Source organism: [Clostridium] fimetarium (genome assembly GCF_900111235.1).
GTDB lineage: Bacteria > Bacillota > Clostridia > Lachnospirales > Lachnospiraceae > Clostridium_N > Clostridium_N fimetarium.
In genome coordinates this window covers 82,122-93,636 of record NZ_FOJI01000001.1, presented here as the reverse complement: position 1 = coordinate 93,636, position 11,515 = coordinate 82,122, and the positions used below count along the sequence as shown (strand labels likewise).

Annotated in this window: 11 protein-coding genes; all 11 read right to left on the bottom strand. The window is 33.9% G+C overall.

The annotated features are described in order from the left end of the window. Window positions 1-789: 789 nt before the first annotated feature. The 11 genes from BMY18_RS00510 to BMY18_RS00460 all read right to left on the bottom strand — a co-directional run bounded on the left by BMY18_RS00510 (window position 790) and on the right by BMY18_RS00460 (window position 11,478). Entirely contained in the window at window positions 790-1,284 is a 495-nt protein-coding gene (locus tag BMY18_RS00510) for a tRNA (cytidine(34)-2'-O)-methyltransferase (protein ID WP_092449493.1), read from the bottom strand. 23 nt (window positions 1,285-1,307) lie between these two features. Then, window positions 1,308-1,784 (bottom strand): chemotaxis protein CheX, encoded by a 477-nt coding sequence (locus BMY18_RS00505; protein WP_092449491.1) that lies wholly within the window; start codon window positions 1,782-1,784, stop codon window positions 1,308-1,310. 10 nt (window positions 1,785-1,794) lie between these two features. Continuing rightward, a complete protein-coding gene (locus BMY18_RS00500; protein WP_092449489.1) occupies window positions 1,795-2,961 on the bottom strand; it encodes an aminotransferase class I/II-fold pyridoxal phosphate-dependent enzyme in 1,167 nt (388 codons plus the stop codon). Further along, complete coding sequence (locus BMY18_RS00495) at window positions 2,958-3,440, bottom strand: Lrp/AsnC family transcriptional regulator (RefSeq protein ID WP_092449486.1); 483 nt, start codon at window positions 3,438-3,440, stop codon at window positions 2,958-2,960. Before BMY18_RS00495 ends, BMY18_RS00500 begins: the two co-directional genes overlap by 4 nt. A gap of 30 nt (window positions 3,441-3,470) precedes the next feature. Further along, window positions 3,471-4,427 (bottom strand): AIR synthase family protein, encoded by a 957-nt coding sequence (locus BMY18_RS00490; protein ID WP_092449484.1) that lies wholly within the window; start codon window positions 4,425-4,427, stop codon window positions 3,471-3,473. Between the two features lie 337 nt (window positions 4,428-4,764). Beyond that, window positions 4,765-5,475: a 3'-5' exonuclease gene (locus tag BMY18_RS00485; protein ID WP_092449482.1), complete on the bottom strand. Its 711-nt coding sequence runs from the start codon at window positions 5,473-5,475 to the stop codon at window positions 4,765-4,767. Next, window positions 5,472-6,104 carry an endonuclease III gene (gene nth, locus BMY18_RS00480; RefSeq protein WP_092449480.1) on the bottom strand — a complete coding sequence of 211 codons (633 nt, stop codon included), beginning with the start codon at window positions 6,102-6,104 and terminating at the stop codon, window positions 5,472-5,474. The genes BMY18_RS00485 and nth overlap by 4 nt, the downstream gene beginning before the upstream one ends. Before the next feature lie 42 nt (window positions 6,105-6,146). Beyond that, on the bottom strand, window positions 6,147-7,883 hold the full coding sequence (locus BMY18_RS00475) for a B12-binding domain-containing radical SAM protein (protein ID WP_092449478.1): 1,737 nt from the start codon (window positions 7,881-7,883) through the stop codon (window positions 6,147-6,149). A 32-nt stretch (window positions 7,884-7,915) separates the two neighbouring features. Further along, complete coding sequence (locus BMY18_RS00470; RefSeq protein ID WP_092449476.1) at window positions 7,916-9,688, bottom strand: GGDEF domain-containing protein; 1,773 nt, start codon at window positions 9,686-9,688, stop codon at window positions 7,916-7,918. Window positions 9,689-9,853: 165 nt separating this feature from the next. Then, the gene (gene trmD / locus BMY18_RS00465) at window positions 9,854-10,564 is read right to left on the bottom strand and encodes a tRNA (guanosine(37)-N1)-methyltransferase TrmD (RefSeq protein WP_092449474.1); all 711 of its coding nucleotides are present in this window, start codon (window positions 10,562-10,564) and stop codon (window positions 9,854-9,856) included. 17 nt (window positions 10,565-10,581) lie between these two features. Then, window positions 10,582-11,478 carry a GDSL-type esterase/lipase family protein gene (locus BMY18_RS00460; protein WP_092449472.1) on the bottom strand — a complete coding sequence of 299 codons (897 nt, stop codon included), beginning with the start codon at window positions 11,476-11,478 and terminating at the stop codon, window positions 10,582-10,584. Between the last annotated feature and the right edge of the window lie 37 nt (window positions 11,479-11,515).

The window sequence follows — 11,515 nt, the reverse complement described above, 5'->3', positions numbered from 1 at the left end:
AAGCTTTTTCTCGGTTCCGTCTTAGATCAGCATATTTCTTCATGCGCGAAAAGCAAAAGCGTCGTCAAACGACTGCACGGCAATATCGCGAGGCAGTAATGGCAACATGCGGATATTTGAGGACATACATAAGCTTTTTCCCGGTTCCGTCTTAGATCAGTATATTTCTTCATGCGCGAAAAGCAAAAGCGTCGCCAGACGCGTGAACAACAATATCGCAAGGCAGTAATTGCTACATATGGACATTTGATGGCATACATAAGTTTTTTCTCGGCCCATCTTAGATCAGTATATTTCTTCATGCGCGAAAAACAAAAGCGTCGCCAGACGACTGCACGACAATATCGCGAGGCAGTAATGGCAACATGCGGATATTTGAGGACATACATAAGCTTTTTCTCAGTTCCGTCTTAGATCAGTATATTTCTTCATGCGCGAAAAGCAAAAGCGTCGTCAAACGCGTGAACAGCATTATCGCAAGTCCAACGACTGCGGATTACATCCGTTATATTTAAAGCTCCCATCCCCTCCGGGTGCACTACGACGCTAATGTAAAGTTGCAGCCAAGCGAAATATCAAATATCGGCCTCTTGCGCCAGAAAAAACTCATATATCACCTCAATTGTCCGCCTCTTACCGTTACAGACTTATAGGATTGTGTGCAGGCGGTTGACACCGCAGGTGTCGAACCGAATTGCATACAATCCTATAAGTCTGTAGAGGTAATGCGCGAACAAGAGGTAATATATGAATTTTTTCGTCCGTCTATACCAACTCATTTTATTTCCCTTACCGCCACTCGTAATTCCTAAGATGGCCTTCGAGGTTCATTTGATCAAAATTATTTTGTCTAAGTGCTTCATAAAGCACGATTGCAACTGAATTAGAAAGATTTAGTGAGCGAATATCTCCTATCATTGGAATTCTGATGGATGTATCTTGATGATCCACTAAGATATTCTCTGGTATTCCGGCGCTTTCCTTACCAAACATAATATAGCAATTAGGCTCATAGTGAACCTCTGCATATGTTTGTGGTGCCTTTGTTGTTGCCATATATATCTTAGCCTCTGGATTCTTCAAAATGAAATCCTCATAATTATCATATATTGTCACATCAAGCTTATCCCAGTAGTCTAATCCTGCTCTTTTCAACATCTTCTCATTTATATTAAAACCTAATGGCTCAATCAAATGAAGTCTTGCTCCAGCTGCAACGCAAGTACGTCCAATATTGCCGGTGTTAGCTGGCATCTCCGGTTCATGTAAAACTATATTTATCATATTACTCCCATCTTCTACAGAAACTACGATTCACCCTTAACAGCAATATCAAGCTCCATTATCACTTTGTTTTCATAGCTGAAAGGAATACAAATATTTTTAGCATATGAAGTGGTGAATGAAAGATTGCCTCGACAAATTGTTGGTGGAGTAATATCAATTCCGATTCCTTTTGTTGAAAGAATGGTTGCTGTATTTCCCATAATCATATTACCTAATTCACTAATCGCACTAATTGATAAATCATTCAGTTCCGTCACTGGCATACCCATCATCATCTTAGATGCAACATCACATGCATTTGAAATTGTTAATGCGATAATTATCTGACCTCTCATCTCACCTGTCACACCTATCATTATCAAAATTGAATCGTCAGCAAATTCAGTGTTTTTAATATAGGGTTTTTCCACTTTTAACGCGATTTGACACATATCTTTTAAAATGCCTACTGTCGCAATTAAAAATGGATTTATAAATTCAACATTTATATCCGTCATTTTTACCTCCTTAGTGATTTTCCAGTCTTTCTACAAATCTTCGAATTCTCTCTAGCCCTGTTTTTAAATTTTCCAAAGAATATGCATACGATATTCTAAGAAATCCTTCTCCACAATCGCCAAATGCCGTTCCTGGAACAACCGCTAATTTTTCATCCTGTAAAAGTTTTGTTGCAAATACTTCCGAAGTCATACCAAACTTTTTAATAGATGGAAACACATAGAATGCACCATGTGGCTCAAAGCATTCAATCCCCATCTCTTTGAAAGCATTCAGCAGATATCTTCTTCTCTGGTTATAAGCTTCAACCATTTTATTAACATCCTCATCGCAGTTTTTTAGTGCCTCTATAGCTGCAAACTGGCTATTAGTTGGTGCACACATAATTGCAAACTGATGAATTTTTGTCATTTGATTTATTATCTCGGCAGGTCCAACAGCGTATCCTAAACGCCATCCAGTCATCGCAAATGCTTTTGAAAAGCCATTAATGACTATTGTTCTTTCTTTCATTCCAGGAAAGCTTCCTATTGATGTATGTTTCCCTTTGTATGTAAGTTCAGAATATATTTCATCTGAAATCACAAACAAATCATGTTCAATTATAATCGGAACTAATTCTGCTAGTTCCTCCTTATCCATAGTTGCACCAGTTGGATTATTTGGAAATGGAAGTATCAAGATTTTAGTTTTCTCAGTAATACTCTCGATAAGTTCTTCCTTCGTTAGCTTAAAATTATTTTCAGCTTTCAAATTGATTATAACTGGTACTGCATCCGCTAATACCGCACATGGAAGATAAGAAACATAGCTAGGCTGTGGAATCAGCACTTCATCACCAGGATCAACCATAGCTCTTAAGGCAGCATCAATTGCCTCGCTACCGCCAACAGTTACTAACGTTTCTTCAAGTGGATCATAATGCAAATCGTATTTTCTATCTAAATAATTACATATTTCAACTCTTAATTCCTTAAGGCCAGAATTAGATGTATAGAATGTACGCCCCTTTTCAAGTGAATAAATGCCTTCTTCTCTGACATTCCAAGGTGTATCAAAATCAGGCTCACCTACTCCAAGGGAAATCGCATCACTCATCTCGCTAACGATATCAAAAAACTTTCTGATTCCAGAAGGTTCAATTGCTGCTACTTTCTTTGATATTGGGTTTCTCATGGCGTTACCAAAATCCTTTCGTCTTTGTTAGGTGCCTCAAGAACAGTTCCATGGTCTTTGTACTTTTTGAGTACAAAATGTGTAGATGTACTAAGCACTGATTCCAAAGGTGATAGTTTTCCAGATACAAATTGGGCGACAGACTTCATCGTCTTCCCTTCTATAATTACTGTGAAGTCGAATCCGCCTGACATAAGATAAACAGCGGTGATTTCATCGTAATTATAAATTCGTTCTGCAATACTATCAAATCCCAAACCCCTTTGAGGCGTAACTTTCACCTCAATAAGCGCTGTTACTTTTTCTTCACTTGTTTTATCCCAATTAATCAAGGTATGGTAACCACATATAATATGTTCGCTCTCCATATCAGCCATCGCATTCGCGACTTCAGCTTCAGTAGTACCAAGCATTACTGCCATATCTTTTAAGTCAATTCGGCTGTTTTTTTCTAGCATATTAAGAATTTTTTCTCTCACGATAACTCCTATCCGCTGCTTTGGCAGCACTTAAATGTGATATATTTCATCCTGCTTAGGTGTATCTAAAAACCTTTTCTCACCATTATTATATATTATCTTATCATTTGTATCTGTTGTCCTGCCAATGATTGTTGCGCTTATGCCATTTTCTTTTAATGTTTTTACTATATCATATCCATTTTCATATGTCATTAATAAACATCCTGATGAATCAATTTCGTATGGATTTTTATCAAATAATTCGCAAATTTCTATTATCTCCTGTTTTACTTTGATTTTTCTAAAATCAATCTCGATCCCTACCTTACCTGCTTCTGCCATATCCCACAAAGCCGCAAAAATTCCGCCTTCTGATACGTCGTGCATTGCAGTGATAGCGTTTTCCATAGCTATCTTGGATTCTTTAACAACAGACATTTCACTTATATCGCCAATTGCTCGATCCAGGAATTCTGCTGTATAGATTTTAAGGATTTCTTCTCTCTTTAACTCAGATATAATTCTTGTGCCTTCTATGCCAATCCATTTTGTCATAATTATATCTTGATTCGGTTTTACATTTTTGGAAGAGATAGAGATATTCTTTTCAGCATACCCTACTCCTGTTATACTTACAACTGGTCTTGTAACTGCATCTGATGCTTCAGTATGTCCTCCAATGATTTGCACGTTTAAATTACTGCATTGTTCTTGGATTCCATATATGACTGATTTTAAATTTTGTTCTTCAAAATCATTAGGCATTATTACATTACACATCACCGCGACGCTCTCTGCACCACATGCCGAAAGATTATTAACAACGCGGTAAATTCCATACTTATTATCACTTGTAGCAAGGGCTATATTGTGTTTTTCTTTACCTTCAATTATGCCACAATCCATCCCTATTCCTGGTCCACTAATCACTTCTTTTTTACCGTGTTTAATAAGTTTTAAAACTGACCTTTTTAATATAGAATTGGAAATTTTACCTGAATTCATAACAAATCTCCTTGCTATACCGATTCGTAAATCGGCACAACTGCATTTTTCTGTATATTTAATTCCACTTATAAATGTGCTTTTATTAAATATAAATTATCATATGAACGCAGATAGTATAGCTGGAACAACCATTGCCAACACTAAAATAATGATGATTACACTAGAAAAAATTTTCTTTACTTTTCTGTTTGAAAAATTAAACATCTTTACACTCTCCTTGTTTTTAAAATTGATAAATATTAGCAAATTAAATTATATCACAATTCCTTTTGATACCCTACTATTTTTTAAAATTAATGACAAACATTTATTAAAATCGGTGGTAGGATTTGAATCAAGATATTATTTTCCCATATTCAGAAATTATATTATCAATCATCCTTGATGCCTGACTTTTTGTGAGGCTTTTCACTTCAGCTTGCATTGCGATACTATGATGGATTACAAGTTTCGTCAAATATGAATTCTGTGCAGGCGTGATTGTAGAATCACGTTTTGCAGAAAAGTTAAGTTTGGCAGTCTCTAAAAATCCTTTATCCTTACGGTTTAGTTCATAGAGCTTCTCATAAACTTTCATTGCGCTTATAGCATCGTCCATAGCCCTATGGCTATTTTGGGGGTCTATACTAAAATAACTGCAAAGATACTCTAGTCCTTTGTGTTCAAGATGTGGTAGCATTCTTCTTGCCATTTTCAAAGTATCAATTCCTTCTTTTTCAAAAGTTAATTTATTATTAACTGCGGCCTTTTTCAAAAAGCTAAAATCGAATATTATATTATGCCCAAGAATTGGCATATCTTCCGTATATTTAACAAAATCTTCAATAATATCTTCAATTAATGGTTGATTCTCCAACATCTTTGAATCAATTCCTGTAAGCTTGTTTATCTTAAAATTAATCGGAATCTGAGGATTGACTAATGTTGAATATGTTGAAACTATTGTTCCATTTATAACTTTTGCCGCACCGATTTCAATTATTCTATCAGTTGAAGGATTTAATCCTGTCGTCTCCAAATCAAGTGCTATATATGAATTTATCATTTATTTTCCCTCGCCTTGCACAGTTCATTTAAAAAACAGATCTCACACTTTGGAGATCTTGCCGTACAGATTTCTCTTCCGAATCTTATTATTTGAATATTATATAGTATCCAGTGTTCTCTAGGAATCGCTTTCATCAAATCGAATTCGATTTTAACTGGTTCTTTCTCTTTTGTAAACTCTAATTTATAAGAAATACGTTTTACATGTGTATCTACAACAATACTTGGAATATGATAAATATTGCCTCGTATTACATTTGCTGTTTTTCGTCCAACACCTGGTAAAGCTGTTAATTCCTCCAAAGCCATTGGAATCTTCCCATTATACTTATCCAATATAATTTTTGCACTCGCAATTATGTTTTTGGCTTTGTTATGATAAAACCCTGTAGACTTAATTGCAAGCTCCATTTCTTCTAAATCAGCTTGTGCGAACGCCTCTACCGTTGAATATTTTCTAAACAAATCTCTTGTAACAATATTAACTCTCTCATCCGTGCATTGTGCACTTAGTATCGTTGCAAACAATAGCTGCCAGGGAGCCTCATAATCAAGGCTGCAAAAAAGTTTTGTTGTATAGTTTTTATCAAACAAATCAAGAATTGTTTTGGTTCGTTTCGTTGCCATCTCAAGCTCCCTTCTGGACATCAAATTTGATTATATGAATACTCAAGTTCCAATAATCGATACCTTAGCTTCATAATTAAGTGGACTTCTGTCTTCATAATCAAATAACAGAAACATATTCTTAGAATGTGATGTCTCATCAATTCTCCCACCATTCTTCTTGTACTTTTGAATATTGATATTACATACTTTTTCAATATCAATAGAAAATGGTTCAATATGAGAATTCTTATTCGTCGCGTACGTAATGTAAAGATCTCTAAACAAAGCTTTATTCTCGCTTATATCAATCGCAAATAATGGTCTTGTCTTAAGGTTTTCCCTCAGATACAAGTCAAATACCATTACCTGTTCAAATACATTGATTTCTTTGCCTACCCTTTTCTTAATAAATTCTAAAAGAATATTATATCTAGTAATTCTTGTATGTTTTATATCAAAAAGATTATTATCTTCATAATAATCCGCAAGCACCTCATACATTTCAAAAGGTGTATTAAACTTTGTTTCTAAAAGCTCCATAGTATGCCTGTACTGACCACTATTATAATATAATTCTACTACTTCTTCAACATTCTTCATTCTAAGGACATCTACGTAACTTATCCAATTTGTGAACAGCACTTCGTAAGGCGATTTCTCAGTATATACAATGCCGTATTCTTTCACTTTTCTATGCATCTTTGATCCCTTAAGGAGCTTTAAGAACCCTAATTGTAGTTTCTCTGGTCTTAACTTGTATACATCATTAAATGAGTGGCCAAATGAATCATAATTTTCATAGGGAAGACCCGCTATCAGATCCAGATGTTGATGAATATTCTCGCCTTTATTGATTTTCTCAACAAGTCCAGAAAGTTTATCGAAATCCATAACTCTGTCAATTTCATGAATGGTTTCCAAATTAGTTGACTGAACCCCTATTTCTAACTGAACAAGACCCGGACGCATTGTTTTCATGATTTCTATTTCTTGGTCTCTTAACAAGTCAGCTGCTATTTCAAAATGAAAATTAGTAATTCCATTGTCATTATCTCTTATAAATGTAAGAAGAGCTTCCGTTCTTTCATGGTTACAGTTAAATGTTCGATCAACAAATTTAACTTGTGACACCTTATTTTTCAGAAAATAATGAAGTTCTTCTTTTACTTTAGATATGCTTCTAAATCTAACTGACTTTTCAACGGAAGACAAGCAGTAGCTGCAACCAAACGGACATCCTCTACTACTTTCATAATAAATTATTTTATTTTCAAATTCCGAAATGTCATCATATATAAACTTTAGGTTATCCATATCAAGAAGTGGTCTCGGTTCAGTTGTTATGACTAAAGACTCTTTATTATGATAAGAAATTCCTTTAATAAGTTTAAAATCATTCTCAATCCCACTTTTTGCGTATTGTGTCATGACTTCTGAAAAAGTTTCTTCCCCTTCTCCTATCATAACACCTTTAATATAAGGATGCATCTTAAGTACAGACTCACTATCATAAGTAACTTCAGGCCCACCAAGCCAGATCTCTATATTAGGCAGTATCTTTTTTAATTCCAAGGACACTTCATACACAATATCGATATTCCAGATATAACAAGAAAAAGCCACAATATCGGGCTTTTTCTTATATATTTCCTTGCATATGAAATTAGTGTATTGATTAATTGTAAATTCTACAATACCTATATCCATTCCGCAATCCTCACTATATGCCTTAAGGCTGTATACTGCTAAGTTTGAATGAATATATTTTGAATTGATTGCTACTAATAATGTTCTCATTACACAACTTTACTTCCATTTTCCAAGTTTATTTAAAACAATACCATTTCAAAAATCTTCCCTAGTATGCTCAAATAACTTATATCTAATTCTGTCCATTTTTTTGATGATTTGCTCTTATTAAAAGTAATAAATCCCTTTGGCGCTTCTTTTGGTCCTACCATATATTGAATAGATGCATTTATCTTACTTATAAACATACTTTCATACGCTGAATCCGCTTTTCTTACCAAATAATTAATGTTATCAATAACCATAATATTATTATCATTAAAATTACTTATATAATTATCTTTATCAAAATACTCGCCATCCAAATCATGATCCATAAGATATCCCCAATAAGATTCACTTTTTCTATTCTCTCCACTAAAAACGCTTATATCTTCAAGTTCAAAGCAAGGTCCAACTTTTTCACACGCTTGTTTTATGGTCATATTTTTTGTATAGAGTAAATTCTCCATGATATCGTTAACAATATTAATCTTATTGTATTTACTAAAGTCTTTCTCAAAATGTATAATATCGTCAATTCCTTCTACATACTTACCATGTAGCTCTTTATCATATATAATATATCTGTTCTTTCCTTTTTCCTTCGCGACATATAAGCACTTATCCGCAATATTAAATAATGTCTCGTAATCTTTTGCATCTTTTGGATAACTTGCACACCCAATTGAACAAGATAGCATTAGAGAAGTAAGTCTCCCTTTATATGCCCACTCAACATTAGATCGAATCGTTCTTAAGATTCCTCTTAGTTCATTTTCAGAGCCTATATTTTCAAGTATAATTAGCATCTCGTCGCCACCGATACGTCCAACAACACCCTTATCATCCACAGCTTCTTTCAGAATCTCCGCCACTTTACTAAGAACATCATCACCAAACATATGTCCATATGTATCATTCACATATTTGAAATTATCTAAATCGATTATTGCAAATGTAACTGGATAATTAGGCTTGGAGTTAATAAGTTCCGTTGCATATTTCGTAATCGCTCTTTTATTAATTAAATCTGTTCCATTATCCTTAGATGACTCAATTGTCAAATTGATCTTATGCTTTTTAGTAACTGGATTAATCTTGGAAACTGTAGCTATTACATACTTTTCGCCAGTTGAACTAATAATGGTTTTACCTTTTAAAAGGCTCCACTCCATATTATCGTCCTCCGGGAACAGTTTGATTTTCATCTCATATTCAAATGTCTTATCTCCATTTGTAAAACTTTCACACAATTTTTCAAATAGAGGAACATCTTTATTATCTAAATCCTCATTCGAAATTTTATTTTTCTTCCAATCGCATAATGTTCCATTATATAAATTTATCTTTTGTTGGTTTGCCATCATAAATATTATAAATTTATCAGATTCAATATCATATGATAGCATGAAATATTCCATTAGGCTAAAATACTCCTCATACTCTTCACAAGTATTCTTAAGTACTTCTAATTCATCCATAATTATCGTAATATCTTCCATTTCAAATGAAATCAACTTTTGACCATTAATTATTTCTAACTTGGAATAAGATAAAAATATAACCATCCATCTATATTCAGCATCAAATCTTAACATTCTTAGCGTCACAAAATTATGTTCTTGCGCTTCTAGTTCAGTAATAGAATTCTCAAACTTATATAAATCATCTGGATGAATCACCCTAGTCAAAGAATACATTGCATTTTCCCCTACGAAACCATAAAATTCATCATCCGCATTTTGAATTTGGAAAAAGCCATCTATTACTGCCTTCCCACAGAAATATCTATTTTTAAAATCCACTCCCATAATTTCCTCCGAAATACCTATTGCTATAAATCAAAAAACACCAACCTAATATAATTAATATAAATTTATTTCTAGATTAATTAATTATACAATATCCTTATATATATAACAATAGTACTATAAAAAAGATATCATCATTACCTATTATAATAATAATACCTTACTCTATATTTCTTTCGTTTTTAAGTTGTCAAAATACAGGTTATACAAATCCGGTCGATACTGCTTGGTTCTCTCAATCGACTTTTCCAGTCTCCATGCATCCACTTTCCCATGATGCCCTGATAACAATATTTCTGGCACATTCATGCCTTCAAACATCTCCGGCCTTGTATACTGTGGATACTCGAGCAAATTATTATGAAAACTCTCAAATTCTGCGGAATCCTCATTATTAAGAACACCTGGTACCAATCTTGAAACCGCATCAATAACAACCATAGCTGCAAGTTCTCCACCTGTAAGTACATAATCTCCAATAGATACATAATCCGTTACAATTAGCTCTAATGCGCGTTCATCGATTCCTTCATAATGACCACATAATATAACCAAATCATCTTCCTTCGAAAACTCCCTAGCCATACTTTGTTTAAATGGATAACCCTGTGGAGTCATATATATCACTCTAGGTTTGTGTTTCATCTTTTCTGCCACATAATTGTAAGCTGCACATACAGGTGCAGCCTGCATAACCATCCCGGCACCGCCGCCATATGGATAATCATCTACCTTTAAATGCTTATTCGTAGAAAAATCCCTAATGTCAATCGCACTAACAGATAAGGTACCTTTTTCGATAGCCCTACCTGTTATGCTTGTATTTAATCCGTCAATAATCATCTGAGGAAACAATGTTAATACATGAAAATTCATGGAGCACTAATTCCTTTCTATTTGAGCATATCAGCAATTGTATTGAGCAAATATCCATAATAATCACTGCTAATATTAAGGCCATTACTAGTTGCACTTTCATTTAAATAGCCTGTACTATTCTGGAATTGAGTTCCCAACTCAAGGTAACTCACGCCTGATGTCGGAATCAGTTCCTTAAGCTTACTATTTAGTTGATCCAAATTGCCTTTTCTAATAAATACATTCGCTTTCGCCTCAAAAGATTGAGTTATCGGAAGTACTGATAAGATATAAATCTTAGCCGATGGTAATTTCCCTTTGATTTGAGCAATTAACGTTGCATAATTGGCCGCTATTGTATCTACACTTCTTACTCCATAATTTAGATCATTAACACCAAGCATTATAAATACTTTTTGTGGTGCGCTTGAAACTAACTGGTCTATATTGTTAAGTGCTTTATCTGTAGTCAGATTCGTATCTGCGACAACTTTATTCTTTCCTAAGAATCCATAATATTCAATACCACTAACAATAAAATCTCCTAAGAATACTGAATTATCATAGAATGACGAAGAGGTAAAATCTTCTTTTGCAAGAACCCTTGTCGTTGTATATATCTTATTGCCTGTTGCAGCTTGTGTTGTTGATTGCGTTACCGCTTTAGACTGCTCAGATTCCGATTGTGTAGATTGATCACTTGAATCTTTTGTTGTTTCAACAATCTCATTTGGATCTGTAACCTTCGCACTTTCATCTGAACCACTCTTACCGCAACCTTTAAATACGACCACCACTAAGAAAATTACTGCAATAATCCCTGCAACTGCAATAATATAATTCTTATATTTATTCCATAATCTCATTTTTTTATTGATTCTAATATCACTAATATTTTGTTCGGATTTATTTGATTGATTTTGTTTATTCATTTTATTAATAATCCTTTCACCAGTTTTTTTTCGTATT